This is a genomic window from Maridesulfovibrio sp. (genome assembly GCF_965230075.1).
Lineage (GTDB): Bacteria > Desulfobacterota > Desulfovibrionia > Desulfovibrionales > Desulfovibrionaceae > Maridesulfovibrio.
This window is the reverse complement of the sequence record NZ_OZ245945.1, coordinates 2,175,909-2,193,307: the sequence shown is the minus strand read 5'-3', so window position 1 is coordinate 2,193,307 and position 17,399 is coordinate 2,175,909. Positions and strand designations below refer to the sequence as shown.

The 17,399-nt window shown below is 47.6% G+C and carries 15 protein-coding genes; 10 read left to right on the top strand and 5 right to left on the bottom strand.

Features of this window, described 5'->3' with window-relative positions; all coding sequences use genetic code 11:
• Position 1 precedes the first annotated feature (1 nt).
• The 5 genes from ACO05Z_RS09935 (at position 2) to ACO05Z_RS09915 (ending at position 5,683) form a co-directional block, all read left to right on the top strand.
• On the top strand, positions 2 to 1,081 hold the full coding sequence (locus tag ACO05Z_RS09935) for a FecCD family ABC transporter permease (RefSeq protein ID WP_421902023.1): 1,080 nt from the start codon (positions 2 to 4) through the stop codon (positions 1,079 to 1,081).
• A 5-nt stretch (positions 1,082 to 1,086) separates the two neighbouring features.
• Positions 1,087 to 1,881 carry an ABC transporter ATP-binding protein gene (locus ACO05Z_RS09930; RefSeq protein WP_421902022.1) on the top strand — a complete coding sequence of 265 codons (795 nt, stop codon included), beginning with the start codon at positions 1,087 to 1,089 and terminating at the stop codon, positions 1,879 to 1,881.
• A gap of 514 nt (positions 1,882 to 2,395) precedes the next feature.
• On the top strand, positions 2,396 to 3,949 hold the full coding sequence (locus ACO05Z_RS09925; RefSeq protein WP_421902021.1) for an alkaline phosphatase: 1,554 nt from the start codon (positions 2,396 to 2,398) through the stop codon (positions 3,947 to 3,949).
• A gap of 76 nt (positions 3,950 to 4,025) precedes the next feature.
• Complete coding sequence (locus tag ACO05Z_RS09920) at positions 4,026 to 5,162, top strand: YibE/F family protein (RefSeq protein ID WP_421902020.1); 1,137 nt, start codon at positions 4,026 to 4,028, stop codon at positions 5,160 to 5,162.
• 110 nt (positions 5,163 to 5,272) lie between these two features.
• Complete coding sequence (locus ACO05Z_RS09915; RefSeq protein ID WP_421902019.1) at positions 5,273 to 5,683, top strand: hypothetical protein; 411 nt, start codon at positions 5,273 to 5,275, stop codon at positions 5,681 to 5,683.
• An 81-nt stretch (positions 5,684 to 5,764) separates the two neighbouring features.
• Here ACO05Z_RS09915 and ACO05Z_RS09910 read toward each other — a convergent pair whose 3' ends face one another.
• Positions 5,765 to 7,081, bottom strand: coding sequence for a M23 family metallopeptidase (locus tag ACO05Z_RS09910; RefSeq protein WP_421902018.1), 1,317 nt, complete (start codon positions 7,079 to 7,081; stop codon positions 5,765 to 5,767).
• A 287-nt stretch (positions 7,082 to 7,368) separates the two neighbouring features.
• On the opposite strand from ACO05Z_RS09910, the gene hysB reads away from it, so the two are divergent.
• The 3 genes from hysB to hysD all read left to right on the top strand — a co-directional run bounded on the left by hysB (position 7,369) and on the right by hysD (position 10,575).
• Positions 7,369 to 8,316, top strand: coding sequence for a NiFeSe hydrogenase small subunit (hysB, locus tag ACO05Z_RS09905; RefSeq protein WP_421902017.1), 948 nt, complete (start codon positions 7,369 to 7,371; stop codon positions 8,314 to 8,316).
• A 23-nt stretch (positions 8,317 to 8,339) separates the two neighbouring features.
• On the top strand, positions 8,340 to 9,878 hold the full coding sequence (hysA, locus tag ACO05Z_RS09900) for a NiFeSe hydrogenase large subunit HysA (RefSeq protein ID WP_421902016.1): 1,539 nt from the start codon (positions 8,340 to 8,342) through the stop codon (positions 9,876 to 9,878).
• Between the two features lie 223 nt (positions 9,879 to 10,101).
• Complete coding sequence (gene hysD, locus ACO05Z_RS09895) at positions 10,102 to 10,575, top strand: NiFeSe hydrogenase maturation protease (protein ID WP_421902015.1); 474 nt, start codon at positions 10,102 to 10,104, stop codon at positions 10,573 to 10,575.
• On the opposite strand, the gene ACO05Z_RS09890 is transcribed toward hysD, so the two are convergent.
• From ACO05Z_RS09890 to sucD, 3 genes are all read right to left on the bottom strand, one after another.
• Positions 10,569 to 11,324: a 4Fe-4S double cluster binding domain-containing protein gene (locus ACO05Z_RS09890; RefSeq protein WP_421902014.1), complete on the bottom strand. Its 756-nt coding sequence runs from the start codon at positions 11,322 to 11,324 to the stop codon at positions 10,569 to 10,571. The genes hysD and ACO05Z_RS09890 overlap by 7 nt on opposite strands.
• A gap of 111 nt (positions 11,325 to 11,435) precedes the next feature.
• The gene (locus ACO05Z_RS09885) at positions 11,436 to 12,527 is read right to left on the bottom strand and encodes a glycosyltransferase (RefSeq protein ID WP_421902013.1); all 1,092 of its coding nucleotides are present in this window, start codon (positions 12,525 to 12,527) and stop codon (positions 11,436 to 11,438) included.
• Entirely contained in the window at positions 12,520 to 14,613 is a 2,094-nt protein-coding gene (gene sucD / locus ACO05Z_RS09880) for a succinate--CoA ligase subunit alpha (RefSeq protein WP_421902012.1), read from the bottom strand. Before sucD ends, ACO05Z_RS09885 begins: the two co-directional genes overlap by 8 nt.
• A 264-nt stretch (positions 14,614 to 14,877) precedes the next feature.
• Here sucD and ACO05Z_RS09875 point away from each other — a divergent pair, with 264 nt between their 5' ends.
• Both ACO05Z_RS09875 and ACO05Z_RS09870 read left to right on the top strand, forming a co-directional pair.
• Complete coding sequence (locus ACO05Z_RS09875) at positions 14,878 to 15,663, top strand: hypothetical protein (RefSeq protein ID WP_421902011.1); 786 nt, start codon at positions 14,878 to 14,880, stop codon at positions 15,661 to 15,663.
• A complete protein-coding gene (locus tag ACO05Z_RS09870; protein ID WP_421902010.1) occupies positions 15,660 to 16,151 on the top strand; it encodes a hypothetical protein in 492 nt (163 codons plus the stop codon). Before ACO05Z_RS09875 ends, ACO05Z_RS09870 begins: the two co-directional genes overlap by 4 nt.
• Here the strand turns inward: ACO05Z_RS09870 and ACO05Z_RS09865 are convergent, their stop codons facing one another.
• Entirely contained in the window at positions 16,152 to 17,315 is a 1,164-nt protein-coding gene (locus ACO05Z_RS09865) for a polynucleotide adenylyltransferase (RefSeq protein ID WP_421902009.1), read from the bottom strand. It lies immediately after the preceding gene.
• Positions 17,316 to 17,399 lie beyond the last annotated feature (84 nt).

Sequence of the window (17,399 nt, the reverse complement as noted above, 5' to 3'; positions counted from 1 at the left end):
TATGACAAGTTCGTATTCAGCAGTTGCAGGCAGCGCGGAGATAACTCCCGCTGCCTGTGATTTTAAGGAAGGGCGGAAGGGACTTATTCTTATTGCGCTTTTTAGCTGTTTGTTGTTGACAATTGCAGGCTCAGCTGTGGTCGGTCCGTTTGGTTTAAAATTCATAAATGTCCTTGATGTGCTTGCTGCGCATCTTATTCCCGGTGGTGATGTATCAGCCATAAATAAGCTCCATAATACCGTGGTCTGGGATATTCGAATGCCTCGGATTTTGCTCGCAACTGCTGTGGGGGCGGCTCTGGCTATTTCTGGGGGAGTTTTTCAGGGTTGTTTTAAGAATCCACTCGTGGAGCCGTATATTTTGGGGGCATCTTCGGGAGCAGCTTTCGGGGCAGCCTTGGCAATAGTGTTGCCTGCCTTTTTATTCTCACTGCAACTCTCGGCTTTTGTCTTCTCATTAGTCGCAGTCTTCGGAGCATATGGTCTGGCCCGGGTGCGTGGGGAAACTCCCATCGTAACTTTGATTTTAGCCGGAGTGATTGTCGGGGCATTGTTCTCGGCTATGCTTTCAATTTTAAAATACCTCGCGGCTGATGCTGCTTTGCGGGAAATCGTTTTCTGGTTGATGGGTGGTTTTTACTATGCTGTCTGGAAGGATGTTGAATTGGTTCTGCCTGTGGTGCTGGTCATAACGTTTATTCTGTTAACTATGAGCTGGAAGCTGAACATTATCTCCATGGGTGATGAAGAAGCCCGTACATTGGGGATCAATCCGGAATTGTACAAATCAATTTTCATCCTGCTTGCCACGCTGATGACCGCGCTTTCGGTTTCCGTAGTTGGAATTATCGCCTGGGTGGGACTTATGATGCCCCATGCTGCAAGGATGCTGATTGGGCCGGATCATAGATTTATGCTCCCGGCTGCTGCGATCATGGGCAGTCTTTATCTGGTCTTCTGTGATACTTTGGCGCGTAACCTGACTACCTCAGAGATTCCGGTTGGAATTATCGCTTCAATATTGGGAGCGCCATACCTCATTTATTTGCTGAGAAGTAAAGGCAAATCTGCCTTCGGATGATAATTATGCTGAAAGTAGAGAATTTATCTTTTGAATATGGCAATGGTTATAAGGTTTTGGATGACATTAATTTCAATGTGTCAAAAGGGCAGATTTGCGGCCTTTTCGGACCAAACGGCTGCGGAAAAACAACTCTTTTCAAGTGTTGCCTGAAATTTTTGAAAAGCGGTTCCGGGAGTATTCACATTGATGGCCGAGATATCGCGCGTGAGTCCATACGTTCAATGGCTAAAATGGTTTCTTACGTGCCTCAGGAACATAAGCCGCCATTTCCATATCTGGTTAAGGATGTCGTGCTTATGGGGCGTACTCCTCATATTTCCGGCTTTTTCGGTGTTTCAAACAGCCATAAGCGTAAGGCACAAGAGGCAATGGAGCTGATCGGAGTCAGTGACCTTGCTGATGAACCATACAGCAGACTCAGCGGAGGGCAACGTCAGATGGTGTTGATAGCGCGGGCAGTTGCGCAGGAAACACCTTTGTTGTTCCTTGATGAACCTACCTCTGCTTTGGATTTCAGCAACCAGTTGAAGATTTTAAACATACTCAGGCAGATAGCTGACAATGGAACAACCATTGTTGCCTGCACACATGATCCGAATCATGTGCTTTGGTTTTGTGATAATGTAGTGGTTTTGGGAAAGCAGCGTCTTATCACCCAGGGCAGGCCATCTGAAATCTTTTGTGACAGCATTCTTGATGAGATTTATGAAGATGTGTGCAGGGTGCGTGAAGTTGGTTCCACCAGAATGGTTTTACCTCGGCATGTCTGCAAAGCGGATGAGTATGTGAGTAATTAGTTTTTCAAATACGAACTAATTTGGTTCGGTAATGAATTTTAAGGATAAGTTTGATTGCTATTAGTTTTCGAAAAAGGACAGATTAGTCTCGTTTGATGTCTAAATTGGCATTAACAAGAAAATAGTTCGAATTTTTATAAAGTTTTTTGTCAGGAAATAAAAATGAGATTTCACATTGTTACAGTTGTGTTACGATCTTTTCTCGTTATTCTATCGTGAAACCCCTATTGACAATAACTTCAATCACTCTAAAGTGGCTTAAATTTCTTGCGAAAAGCAGAAATATTGTGTTGTTGCTGTGGGTTTTGAAGGTCTCCTTTATAGGAGTCGGAGGATCATTAAAATGCGGGCTGATCCTGCCTAAACTTCGCAATTACCTATATGCAATGTTGAGTTGTGACCTTCGTGGATTTGCTGCGTGGAGTGATGCGGTGAATTGTTGCGATGGGAGCATTGCAGCTTCGTGCTGTTTTTTCAGCATGAGGCATAACTCTAAACGGTAAGGAATGTGAAAATGTTTAGAAGGATTGTTCGCCCGTTGGTTCTGGCGGTCTGTTTGGCAATGGTTGCGGCTACCGCATTTGCAGGTGCGCCTAAGTACGTATTCTACTTCATTGGTGATGGTCTTGGACCCACACAGCGTATGGCTGCCGAGCTGTACAACAAAATGGAAAAGAATGATGCAGAAGCTAAGCTGGTCATGAACACTTTTCCCCAGTCTGCTCTGGTTACCACCTATTCTGACAACACCCTGATCACCGACTCCGCAGCTGGCGGAACCGCGCTGGCATGTGGTTACAAAACCACCAACGGTTACATCGGTAAACTTCCCGATGGTACCGACATAAAATCTATTGCTGAAGCAGCAAGGGATAACGGTTACGCTGTAGGTATTGTTACCTCCACCCGTCTTACCCACGCAACTCCTGCTTCTTTCTCCGCTCACAACCCTGATCGTAACGCAGCAAACGAAATTGCTATTGATCAGGCTAACTCCGGCTTTGATTTCTTCGCTGGTGGTGGCTACCGTCACTTCGTTGCAAAGGACAACGCTCAGGGTCTGAAATCCAAGCGTAAAGACGACAAAGACGTTGTGAAAATGTTTGCAGACAAGGGCTACAAGACTTTCGTTGGTGATTCCACCCGTGATGCTTTTCGTGCTTACAAGCCTAAAAAAGGCGAAAAAGTTTTCGCAGCTCTTACTTACAGCCACCTTCCCTACGAGGTTGAGCGTCGTAACAGCAAGCTGACTGAAAACAAACTGCCTTCCCTTTGCGAACTGACCGAAAAAGCAGTTAAGTCTCTGGATGCTCAGGATAAGCCTTTCTTCCTGATGGTTGAAGGCGGACGTATTGACCATGCAGCTCACGCTCATGATCCCAAGTCCACCATCCTTGACACCATCGCTATGGATGAAGCTGTTAAAGTCGCATACGACTTCTACCAGAAGCACCCTGAAGACACTCTTATCGTAACTGCTGCCGACCACGAAACCGGTGGTGTTGCTCTGGGTATCTCCATGGACTCCAAAGGTTACTTCCTCAACCTTAAAGAACTCGAAAAAGTTCAAGTTTCTGCAGAAGACAACCTTGACAAATACTACAACAAGCTCTGTAAGAAAGAATCCGATCTTAAAAAGCGTCACGCTGCTTTCATCGCTTACGTTGAAAAAGAGTGGGGCCTGACCGATCGTACTCCTGCTGAAGATAAAATTCTTGCCGACGCAATGGTTGTTCAGGACAAGAACCAGCACCTGCCCGCGGATAAGCAGACCAACTACGGTTACGCTTACACCCCGACCATGTGTGCTGTCACCGACCTGATCTCCCAGCGCGCACGTATGTTCTGGACCTCTTTTGTTCACACCGGAACATTCATTCCTGCAACCGCTATTGGTGTAGGCGCTGAAAGATTCAACGGCTTTATCGATAACACTGATATCCCCAACCGTATGGCTGAAGTCATGGAAGTTAAGCTTTCTGACATCAAGCACACCGATTCCAAGGCTCTGCTGGGTAATACCTACGGTCCTCAGAAAAAGTACTCCAAGATTCCCTACAACAACTAATCGTATTAGTTGATAGAATCTGTTTTGATAAGGTCCCCGCTTGTGCGGGGGCCTTTTTCCATATTATGAGGTAGCCATGAAAAGGTTTATATCCCCGATATTTTTTATTCTGATGATCGTCGGGATTATCGGACTTTTGAAATATGAACATGCCGGACCTGATCCATATTCCGGGATGCATGAATTACGCGCCACTGTAACCAGTGTGGATAATGCCGCTTTGGTGGAAATGGGAACAGCCCGTATCGGCGGCCAGCATGTAACTGCAATTTTGTTGGAAGGGGAGGCCAAAGGCCAGACTGTTACCGGGGTCAATCAGTTGACCGGTCAGCCGGAAATGGATGAAATTTTTCATCCCGGAGACACAATCCTCATGGCGGTGAGGATTAACGACGGAAAAGCTGTGGAAGCCCGTGCCGTCAACCAGTACCGGCAGGGCTGGGAATTAGCCTTGTTCGGCCTGTTTGTAGTTATTCTGCTGATTTATGCCCGTTCAATCGGTCTTAAGGCTTTGTTCAGCTTTATCACTAGTTTTTACATCATCTGGAAATTTTTCATCCCTGGTTTACTTGGCGGCGGCAATCCGATCCTGTTGACTGTAGTTACCCTAACTTTGCTAACTGTGGTGATCATTACCTGCGTTGCGGGATTAACACGGGTGACTGTGGTGGCTACATTAGGAACTCTGAGCGGTTTGTTGCTGGCCCTGACCCTGACCTTGTTTTTCGGTGAAAAGCTCAAGATGGCGGGTATGACAGCGCCATTTGCGACCATGCTCATTTTCTCCGGCCACTATACTCTGGATCTGTTGGATATTTTCTATGCGTCTGTCATTCTCGGGGCATCCGGTGCGGCCATGGATATTGCCATGGATGTTGCCGCTTCCATGAATGAAGTGCTCGATAAAAAGCCGGATATCACCCGTAATGAGCTGATCAAGTCCGGGTTCAATGTCGGGCGGATGGTAACCGGAACCATGACCACAACCTTGTTGCTGGCTTATTCCGGCGGGTATCTGACCATGCTAATGCTTTTTGTGACCAAGGGAACATCCTTTACCCGTATGCTTAACTTCAAGTTGGTGGCTGCGGAGATTTTTCGTACTCTGGTAGGAAGTGTCGGTTTGGTGCTGGTGGCGCCCATTACGGCGATACTGGCAGGATTTATTCTGTGTGGTTTTCAGAAATCTAAAAAAGAAGATTGTAGTAACTGACTTAAATTGCGATAGATTGTATTTTTCACGTTCTTTCACGGTGAATATTTTTGACTTTAAGTTTGATGAAATGTCTATTTGTCAGAGATATTTATATTTGGGAGAATCATATGAAAAAAATTGTGATAATTGCTGTTGTGTTTTTGTTGACTGTAATATGTGTGCCACAAGTATTGGCAGGCAACGTAGATCCTTCCGGCAGGGACTTGAAGGTATATGTAGAAAACTTTTTGCAAGGAGCAATGCCCAATGATGCCTTGGCAGCTAAAATTAAAGCTGCTGGGGGGACGAATTCTTCCGGAATCTATCAATTCCTTTGCGAGCTGGAAGTTAGTCAGGCTTTGTCAGTTGGTTATGATGTTTGGGATAACAGGTATAACGCGGATGCATACTATCAGGAGCATTTTGGCAAAAGCGATTTTATTCAGTTGAATGTTTTAAACTATTGCCTCAAATATTCTAATACATGTAGTCATTGGGAATGGAATGCCAATTGTTTGAAGAACAGGTTAGGTAATTAGTCTCAGCTTTCAGGTAATTAAGAAAGGCCCGCAATATCGTTAATGATATTGCGGGCCTTTTGATTTCTGTAATTTTGCCAGTTATTTTAATTTGCTGGTAATATTGTTTTTGATCCAGCGTCCATCCCACCATTCAACTGGGTTAACCGGAATTCCGGCGCAGATGACGCCGTAGTGCAGATGATCACCGCCCGCCATGCCTGTGGCTCCGGTTTTACCGATGACTTGTCCTTTTGCGACCATATCGCCGGGTTCAACATCTATCTGGCTCAGGTGAGAGTAGAGGGTCTGCAGACCAAGGCCGTGATCGATGATGACAGCATTACCGTAGATACCGAAATCAGATTCAGCAAGAATAACCCGTCCGTTGTTTGCTGCCGGAATTGGAGCCTGACGGGTGCTGGCAAGGTCGATACCCAGATGGGTCTGTTTGTCGATGACTTTGCCAGCATAGTAATAGCTGCGTTTATCACCGAATCCGGCACGGGTAGCCGCATTGGGCAGTCTCTTGAACTTGCCTTCGAAAAGGAAAGTCGGGGAGGTTTCCTGCGCTACACGGTGCAGTTCTGCGCGGTTCTTCTTACGCAATTCGCGGTTAACTTTCAGGAAAAGTTGAACCTGACTGGGCAGGCCGGGGAAATCGCCTTCAAACTGAGGCATCTTGGTGTTCAGGAAACGGTCGGAAATGTTGATTCGGTCATGACGGTAGGTTTTACCATTGGCATGATACCAGAATGAACCTTTGCGCACGTTGCCGGCTGCGTCTTCAGCAACGAGCACCGGGTTAAAGTCCTTTTTAGCGGTGTAGTAGGGCATGGCGAAAAGGCAGGCATAGGTGCCATCCGGCTGTTTATGGCCGGGGAAGAAATCTTTGTTTACCTGTACGCCGGTTTTGGCCGGAGTTTCGTTTACCGTGTAGATCAGCAGTCCGCAGCCGCCCTGATTAAAGTTGTGGGTGGTTGTCTGGACAGTGATTTTGGGAGCGATGGTATCGAGGGTGTAATTACCTCTGGCGATGACCGCATTACCGCTTCCGAATCCGGCAAGTGAAGTATCCACAGCCCATACTGCCAGTTCAAACGGGCCTTCCTTGATCTGTTTTTTCTTGATCAGAATATCTTCATTGTAATCAAAGCTTCCCTTGGGAAGATTCTTTTCAGTGAGAGTAATTTTTTTCTCGCCTTGAGAAAGAACGATTTTGACTGCTTTAAGCCCGGATTGGGTATCGCTGATATTTACATTGATGGGAGTCTTGTAGGTGACGAATCCTTTATTCGGTGTCAAAGCCGCCTGAGGCGCAGTGGTATCTTTATAGAGCAGGTAGGCCCCGGTGCCGATCACAGCAACAAGAATAATCAGTAGGAGAATTTGTCCGATACGACTTTTTTTCTTAGCCATTACATATCCTTAAAATTTGTTTGAATCGTTTGCGTCGTACATCGTTTGTACTCCGGACGACAATAAACATAAACGGGCGCAAGGTTCAACAGACAACATTGTTAAAAAAGGAACTGTCTATATGTGGTATTGGAAATATCTATATATGTATCAATTTTGTATCAGATATTGTTGACGAAAAATGTTGGAGCGTGTATTTGGATTTGAAAAATATCGTCGCCGTGGCGGTTTTTTTTACTTAGTAAGGACAGTGCCTTACTGCGCCGGCAACCACCAAGGAGGTAGGGATGAGTTTGACCAGGCGAGATTTCGTGAAAATGTGCACAGGAACTGTGGCTGGATTTGGGATTTCCCAGATGTTCAACCCCAGTATCGTGCATGCGCTGAAAAAGTTTGTACCGAATGTTTTCTGGCTGCAGGGACAGGGCTGCACCGGTTGTTCGGTTTCCATTCTGAACTCAGTGCATCCCTCTATTGCAGAGGTTCTTCTGGATGTAATTAACCTTGATTATCACCCGACCATTATGGGTTCCGAAGGCCATGAAGCCTGGGATTTCATGATGAGTCAGGCCGAAAAGAATAAGGGCAAGTACATCGTTATTGTTGAAGGTTCCGTTCCCACAGCTGAGAACGGCCACTACTGTATCGTTGGTGCAGGTGCAGACCACAAAGAATACACCATGACTGAAGCCACTCTCGAAATGGCTAAAAATGCTGCTGTGGTTGTTAACGTTGGTACTTGCGCTGCATACGGCGGTATCCCCGCTGCTGAAGGAAACCTTACCGGCTCCATGTCTGTAACCAATTTCCTCGCAGAAAACGGCGTGAAGACTCCCGTTGTTAACATTCCGGGTTGTCCTCCCCATCCTGACTGGATGGTTGGCACCCTCGTTGTCGCTATCAATGCCATTGAAGAAAAAGGCCTGCAGGGCGGTCTTGCCGATGTCGTCTCCATTCTTGACGAAAACGGTCGTCCCACACCTTTCTTCGGTGAGAACATCCATGACAACTGCCCCTATCTTGAGGCGTTCGACAACGATGAATATGCTGAAATCTTCACCGATCCTGTTAAATGCCGTTACGAGCTGGGCTGTAAAGGCCCCAATGCCAACTCCGATTGCTTCAAACGCAAGTGGAACGGCGGCGTTAACTGGTGTGTTGAAAACTCAGTATGTATTGGCTGTGTAGAACCGGGATTCCCGGATGAAATGTCTCCCTTCTACGAAGCCGGTTAACCGGAAAAGGAGTATAAATCCTTATGTCTTCAAAATCTCATGCACCCGCCGGTAAAGACGGGAAAATTAAGATTGCCATTGATCCGGTAACCCGAATCGAAGGTCACCTCAAGGCTGAGGTCGTAGTTAAAGACGGTAAAGTAACTGATGCATGGCTCTCCGGCGGCATGTACCGTGGTTTCGAGAACATCCTTGTTGGACGTGATCCCCGCGATGCAGCTCAGCTGACCCAGCGTCTGTGCGGTGTTTGCCCCACAGCTCACTCTACTGCTTCTACCCGCGCTCTTGATGACGCTTTTGGTGTTAAGCTGACCACTAACGGTCGCGTAACCAAGAACCTCATCTTCGGTGCTAACTACCTGCAGTCTCACATTCTGCATTTCTATCATCTTGCAGCTCTGGACTTCGTACGCGGTCCCGGCAAAGCTCCCTTTGTCCCCCGCTTCGAACATCCTGACCTGCGTCTCGATGAAAAAACCAACAAGGTAGCTGTTGACCAGTACGTTAAGGCTCTTGAAATCCGCCGCATCTGCCACGAAATGGTAGCTCTGTTCGGTGGTAAAATGCCTCACGTTTCCGGTCAGGTCGTTGGTGGTGCAACTGAAATTCCGACCAAAGAAAAGCTCGCTGAGTACGCAAGCCGTTTCAAGCAGGTTCAGAAGTTCATTGAAGAAACCTACGTACCTACTGTTTACCTTATCGGTTCCGTTTACAAAGATCTGTTCAAGATCGGTGGCGGTTACAAAAATGCTATGGCATACGGCGTATTCCCCATGGATGATGCTGAGTCCGAATTCCTGCTCAAGCCCGGTGTTTACATCGACGGCAAAGACGCAGGCTTCGACCAGAAGCTCATCAAGGAATACACTAAGTACGCATGGTACACCGATGAGTGTTCCGACCTGCATCCCAGCGAAGGTAAAACCATCCCGGATGTACACAAGAAGGACGCTTACAGCTTCTGTAAGGCTTCCCGCTACAACGGCAAAGCTGTTGAAGTTGGTCCCCTTGCACGTATGTGGGTTCACAACCCCGAGCTCAGCCCCATGGGTAAAAAACAGCTCAAGGATCTCTTCGGCATCGAAGCCAAGATGTTCCGCGATCTGGGCGAAGACATGGCATTCTCCCTTATGGGCCGGCACGTTGCACGCGCAGAAGAAGCTTACATGGTTGCAAACGCAATCCAGGATGCATGGCTCAAAGAAGTTCAGCCCGGCGAAGAGACTTACGTCAAGACTGAAATTCCTGAGTCCGCAGAAGGTCTCGGTCTTACCGAAGCACCCCGCGGTTCCCTGTTGCACTACATCAACATCAAGGATTCCGTAACTGCGAACTACCAGATGATCCCCGCGACCCTCTGGAACAGCACCCCTCGTGATGACAAAGGTCATCGTGGTACAATCGAGGAAGCCCTCGTAGGTACCCCGGTTCCTGATCCGAAAAACCCTGTTGACATCTCAAGGATCATTCGATCCTTTGACCCGTGACTGGGTTGTGCCGTGCACGTGCTGCACGCAGAGACCGGTGAAGAACATGTTGTTCACGTAGGCGAAGGTTGCTAGCGTAACGACGTTTCACTGTATATAAACTCCCGGATGCAGGGTTACTGTGTCCGGGAGTTTCCCTTTCATACGATTAGGATTTATTCGTATGATGATTTTGAGGCGGAATTTTTAATAGCTATATTTAAAACTATTAAGGATTCCAAAGGGGATTATCCCCTTTGGCCGCCGGAGGCGAAATGTTTCGTCAAAGGCGCGAAGCGCATCAACTAAGGATTTCATAATGAAGAAACTGTTGGTACTTGGGATTGGTAACATCCTCCTCGGCGATGAGGGCGTCGGGGTGCATGCTGTAGAAGAACTGAAGAAAGAAGAATGGCCCGAATACGTTCACTTGGTGGACGGCGGAACATTCACCCACGATATTTTTCATATTCTGGAAGGCTACGACGGCCTGCTAGTGCTGGACATCGTTCATGGCGGGAAGGATGGAGGCACAGTCTATTATCTTGAAGAAAAAGATATCATAGAGAACGAAAAGCAGCGTTTGTCCCTGCATGATATTGATCTGGTTGATTCTCTGAATATGGCCGGAGCAGTAGGCAAGCGTCCGGAAATGCGCATCTTGGGCATGGAGCCTGAGAACTACACTGACTGGTCCATGGAAATGACCGATACCTGCAAAGCGGTATTTACCGGTTATGTTGACCGTGCCCGTCAGGAGATCAAGCGCTTTATTGAGGAGTTTGGTCAGTAGGGCGGTTGATTAGATTTAGATTTTGTTAAACGGCAGTTCCTTGATGGGGCTGCCGTTTTTTTTCCCCACGGACAACTAGCCACACAAACCCCACAAATATACGGCATCAAATTGCCGTACCCCGATACCTTATTCAAATGATCCACACAGGCTGACAAGTCAACCGCCTCATTTCGTGATGAATAATGCAGCTCGGTATTGACGTTTTTAATTGCTCCGGCAGGGCATGCGTCGGTGCATTGGGTGCATTTACCGCAACGGTTTTTGATCGGTTTGTCTGCCTGAATATCTAGATCGGTGAGGATCGTGACCAGCCGTATGCGCGGTCCGTCTTGTGGGGTGACGAGCAGTAAAGATTTGCCCTGCCAGCCGAGTCCGGCATTTATGGCTACTGCTTTGTGGGAAATATAGGAAACGAATCGTTCTTCGCAGAGGATTTGACTGGCCGGAATTGGTAGGGCTTTGCCGCCATTGTTTTGTATGAAACTGGTCACCCGGCAGGCGATGTTGTCGAGCAGGGCATTAACGCGTTGGTAGTGCTGAGAATATATTTCGGTGGGAGTATCTACAATGGTATCTATGATCCCGTCAGCAAGCTGAATCGCAATTGATATTGCCCGCGGAAAATTCTTCAGCAGATCGTCGGGACGGGTTTCCATGGATTTCATGCGGGCTGTGTCCGCAACTTTGATCAGGTCCGCGCCCCATTGTTTGGCATTTGCAAAGAGTTCGTTTTTCAAGTCAGTCATTTTCATTCCTTCATTTCTTATACATGGTGGATATGAATATAGCTGACTATGCTTGCTCAAGCATCATATAATATAGAACGAAATTGACATTATGGCTCCAAATCGGGCGCCTTACTCCTCCACTACCTCAACCAACTTCCGCAAAACTAGCGGAGTATTAAAATTCTCCAACACCCGCTGACGTCCGGCAGCACCCGTCTTTTTGCGTAATTCAACATCCAGAATCATCTTTTCCAAAGCTACTGCCAGCTTCTCGGTATCTTCTACCGGAACAAGAATACCAGTTTCTCCGTCAGCAACAACTTCAGGGTTGGAGCTGATATTAAATCCTACTACAGGTTTCTCCAAAGTCATTGCTTCAACTAGAGCATAGCCGAATCCTTCCCAGAGTGACGGTAAGCAGAAAATATCCTGCGAAGCGTGGAAGCTTTTCATGTCTTTGATGAAGCCGAGGAAGGAAACTCGATCGTTTACGTCCAGTGCTGTGGCGTAATCTTTTAATTCCTGTTCCATTTCGCCTTTTCCGGCGATGAGTATTTTGAAATTAAGGCCCTTATCTTTGAGTATTTTTGCGCACTCGATGAGGTGTTTTTGCCCTTTTTGAGCGGTCAAGCGGGCTGCATTTCCGATCACTACCTCTCCGTTTTCAGGAGTATAGAGCGGGGAAAATTTTTGCTTATCGAATTCAGCTACGTCAAAGCCGTTGTAAATCTGGCGGATTTTGCTTTCATCAATCAACTCAGAGTTATTGGCTAAGACGGTGCGTTTAGTTTCAAGGGAATTGACGATTAAGCGGTCAACAACGTTCTTGAAAATGTAGCGGTTGAGCAGTGAATTCTTCACCGGAACGGCAATTCCTCGGCGGTAAATTACTCTGTTAACCCCGGCGCGTTTGGCTGCTATGCCTCCGCTTTTGAGATCGGAAGGTAGGGCGGTTATCAAGGTCTGGATATTGTTGGCTTGGAAAAAAGATTTCAAGCGACCCATTAAAACGGGATTCAGGAAGGAAAGATTGCCGATCGGCTCGCTGTGCAGGGTGATGCCAGGTTCGTTTTCAAGGCGGGCTTTGAGTTCGGATTTATGGTTGGTTACCACGAAGACGTTGTAACCTTGGTCCCGGAGGAGCAGGGAAAAGTGGTGGTTCCATTTTTCCCCGCCGCCCCAGGCTTTATTGCTATTAAAGAAGCATATGTTTTTATTCACTTAACTTAATTCCAAGTGCGTCTGCTGTCAGCTGTGGGATCGACTCAAGGCTGGGGCAGACTGTGAATCCTGCTTCGCGCATTTTTTCCAGTTTGCCTTGTACCCCGGTTCCTTCTTGAAGGATCGCACCTGCGTGGCCCAGACGTTTACCCGGAGGTGCGGTCTGACCAGCAATAAAGGAAAGTACGGGTTTGTCAAATCCTGTTTCAATTACGTAGTCTGCAAGATCCTGTTCCGCAGTACCGCCGATCTCACCGAGAACCATTACGGCCTTGGTTTCATCGTGGTTTCTGAGCATCTCGAAAACATCCGCAAAAGTAGTGCCGATGTATGAGTCACCGCCGATACCGATGGACAGGGACTGCCCGATGCCTACCTGATTGAGGCGGTCGGCTACTTCGTAAGTCAGGGTGCCGGAACGTGAAAGGACCGCAACCGGACCGGGAGAGAACGGGGTTGTGGGCAGGATACCGATCTTGGTCTGCCCGGGCACGATCATGCCGGGGGTGTTGGGGCCGACAATTCTTGATTTACCGCCTTTAACCTGTTCCAGCACGTTGAGCATGGCTGACTGAACAATACCTTCGGTGATGCAGACCACCCATGGAATTTCGCAGGATGCTGCTTCAAGGATGGCATCAGTTGCCAGCTTGGGCGGAACAAAAATGATGCTGGCCCCGATTTCATGGTGGCGCTGTGCTTCCTTAATCGAGTTGTAAACCGGAACTCCGAGCACTTCCTGACCGCCTTTAAAGGGGGTGACCCCGGCAACGATGTTGGAGCCGTATTCAAGCATGAGCTTGGTATGCAAGCGGCCTTCAGCTCCGGTGATACCCTGCACGAGGATGGGAGTGTCCTTGTCGATTTCAAAATTGTGCGGCGACTTGTAGCCGATGTCCTGTGGACGGGAATCGGGCATGGCAGCAATAGGTTCCGGGAATTCGATCTTGGGTGTGTCAGCGGGCTTGAGCTTGGCCAGCAGGTCGAGGGCTTCCTGCATGTTTCTGGCTCGGTGCAGCTTGTCTCCTTTGACCTGTTTGAGAACTTCAAGGCCTTCTTCCGCGCTGTTACCGGACATACGCACCACGATGGGTTTTTCAGGCTCATTACCGCCAAGCGCAGCCACGAGGGCCTTGGCGACCAGTTCGCATGAAAGAATGCCGCCGAAGAGGTTGATCAGGATAGCTTTGACCTGATCATCATCAAAGAGCAGACGTAGGGCGGTTTCAATACGTTTTTGATCCGCAGCGCCACCGAGATCAAGGAAGTTTGCTGCGGGGAGGTCGGAGAAGTTGAGCGCGTCCATGGAGGCCATAGCCAGACCTGCGCCGTTGGCGATGAGTCCTACCCAGCCTTTGAGGGAGACGAAGCTCATTCCGGCATCACGGGCGATGTTTTCGACCGGAGTGGAGTGTTCGGGCTGATAAAACTTTTCAAAAGCGGGGTTGAGGTCGACGATGTTGTCGTCCATCTCGATTTTGCCGTCGAGGGCGAGAAGCTTGCCGTATCCGGTCAGGGCCAGCGGGTTGATCTCAGCCAGTAGCAGGCCGTTATCAATCATGGAATTATAGAGATTTTTAACGATGTTGCTGAAGTCGGCGAAAAGTTCTTTGGCAATGCCGATGTGGAAGAATGCAGCGCGAATTTGGTTAGGCTGCAATCCACCGGGAAGGCTGATTTCCTGAATGAGCAGGTTTTCAGGACCCATGTTTTCGATTTCTACCCCACCTTCGCGGCCTACGGTCATGATTACCTTGCGGCGCTGGCGCGATAAGGTCAGGGAAAGATAGAATTCCTTGCGGATGTCCACCGCAGGCTCGGCCCGCAGAAAGGGGACCTTATTGCCCTTGATTTCCATGCTGAGGATCTGACGGGCTGTTTTTTCGTATTCATCTTGAGAATCAACCTTCTGTATGCCTCCGGCCTTGCCGCGACCGCCTACCGGAACCTGTGCTTTCAAAATCCACGGCAGGGGGAAGTAGGGTTGCAGACCGGGAAGGTCTGATTCGGAAATTTTCACCCCGGTTGGTACGGGAAGTCCAGCCTCTTTGAGCAGTATTTTACTTAAATGTTCGTTGAGCAGCATACTCCCTCCAGTATGTCTGATGTAGATGTTCAGTTAAATTGAGCAGGTAATTTAACTGTTGAGATTTATCGAACAATCATCATTTGAATGATACTCGTACCCATGGCGTATAATTCAATTATATGGCACTCTCAAGGTTAATTAATGATTTCATTTGCGGTTTGAATGCTTGTTTAGTCCGGGAAACGTTAAAAACAAAAGGATAGGGCGGAAATAAAAAATATCCGTATAAAGTTTTTGAACTGCAGTCTTAAAGGAAATATTATGGCTGATTTTAAAGATTTAACCGATGCTTTGAAGGATGAGGTCCTCAGTGATATGGCGGATTCGTTCTTTGGTGCCCGTGTGGACGTGGACGATGCCATTGAGTTGTTTCATGAGGTTTCGGAAAAGCTTCATGTTAAACTTTATCAGGTTTTCCGGGCCTGTGCGCTGATGGAAAAAATTTGTCTTGGTCCCGAGGGATTTAATGATTTTTGGGTCTCGTCCGGGATGAGCAGAAACCGTTTTTATTATCCCGCCGGGGTGGAGTGCGCTCCAATTATTGATAAAACTCCTTTTGCTTTCACTGTCAGGGGGGAATATATCAAGTGGTTCGGTATTGCTTACGATATGCTTTCCGCAAGTATTGATGAGTACATGCACGGTTCAATCAAGGATGACGGGAACGGACGTAAAATGCGTACCGTGAATCGCGAGGATTTTTTCAAGATGGCTGAAGAAATCAATATCCAGATTGAAAAGGTCAATAAGAATGTCACGGCTTCGGATGTGCTTAAGTTTACCAAGTCCCTTGACCCCGAATCTGTGAAGAAGGAAAGTATTGCCGGATGCGTCGGCCCTAAATGTAAAGTCATTGATGATGAAATGGCTTTCCGGCTGATAACGATTAAGGATATTGACTTTCCCGCCTTCCCGGACCTGCCTGCCCGTAAAGATGTGGCAACGTATATTTCCGGGTACTGTTCACAAGTCTGGACCATCGATAAGGTTCGGGTCAGGGCTTTGATTGAAGATTTGAAAAAGAATGTGAATAAGGAGTTGTCATGAAGAAAGTGTTCGGTTCCGTGCTGATTTTGCTGCTCGTGCTCTGCTTGGGAACAACTGCCTTTGCTGAAGATAAAAAGGCTGTGCCTGATTCCAAGGCCAAGCCTGTTGCAGCTGAAAAGGTCGAGCAGGTTGCTGAAAAACAAGGGATTCCCGTGGCTGTCATTCACAACGGAGATGATGTGTTGGGTGGCACTCTGGCTTTAAAGTTAAAGGAGAACTTTAGAAAGTCGGTTCTTTTCACCTTGGCAGGGAAGGACACTAAATCCGTGCGGCTGATTGTTGAATCCCGTAGTGAATTTAATGAACGTCCCGAGATTGGTTCGGTTTATTCCGTGGTTTGGACTTTTGCTGAAAGCGAAGACGTAGTCCCGTTTTACCTCAAGCAGGAATTAGGGCTTGTGAATTCCCGCAATGTGGAGAACAGCGCTGCTGGATTGATGAATAAGACCGACAAGGTTGCCGGAGAATATAAATATTTGTTTGAGTAGTTAAATTCTCTTTCTGCTGCCGCTGAAGGTCTTAATTTTCATGGCCCGCATGTTGCGCAGTTTTTCTCCTGATTTTTTTCCAAGATTCCTTTCGTGGGCTGGCAGTGAAACTTTAAGTATTGCTGCCAGATCTGCGGGGGCATGTTCAAGCACTCCCTCCCCTCTGTCTGCATGGCAAAGATTGATCATGTTTTCCAGTAGTCCGGAAACATGCAGTTTCATCAGCAGGTCTACCTTGGTTCCGGGCCTTAATTCATTATAATTACCAGATTTCATGTGTAATTCTGCAGCGGTTTCCCCGGCGCGAATGAATTTTACCGGAAGCATAAGTCTGCTGCCCAGATTTTTTGCCGGGGCTGTCCCTGCTTTATCGTGCCCGTAATGTGAAGGCAGCATCTCCGGCGGGGTGAATATTTTGCCCAGATCATGGCACATGGCCATCCAGCAGGTTAGTTGATCTCCCGCAACTTTATCCATTATTTCAGCGGTATGTCCGACAACTGATTTGTCGTGATATTCAGGAGGTCCGGCTGGAATCCCATCAGCTCCGGAAAATTCAGTGAACCATGGTTCAAGGCAATCCCCCTGAATTAGCAGACGCAGGAAGTTTCCGGGCTTCGGGCCGTTTAAGCCTTTACGTAGCTCTACGCCGATCCTATCCGGGGCTATATCTGCAAGCCAACCACTTGATGAACAGCGTTTCATCTCTTCAATCAGTTCCGGGTGGGGCTTGAATTCTGGGAATCGGGCCAGGAAGGTTGCTGCCCTGAAGATACGTAAAGGGTCTTCTTTAAAGCTGTCCGGAAAAGAAGGACGTAAAATTCGATTATGGAGGTCTTCCAGTCCCTTGGGGTGGGCGTATAGCTCTCCGTCTTCGGCCAGTGCGAAGCTGTTTACCGTGAAGTCGCGTGCCTTGAGGTCAAGGTCGATGGTTTCTTCTATTGTGTTGCCTCTAGCTCTTGGGAATGAAAATTCCAGACCCTTCAGATAAAAAATTTCATAAGATTTGCCCACCGGACGAGCTTTTGGAAATACAGCACGAAACTTTTCGGCTGTACCGGATGCAATAAGGTAGTCCAGATCTTTTGGAGTTTTGCCGAGAAGTAGGTCACGTACAGACCCTCCGGCAATTAATATTTTTAACTCATTGTAATTTTCAGTCATTTGTAGTTTTTTTTATTTCGATGCTCGATAACAAATCTATAATGATCAGCATTCTTGATTAATTTAAGTTTGATGGTATCGTAT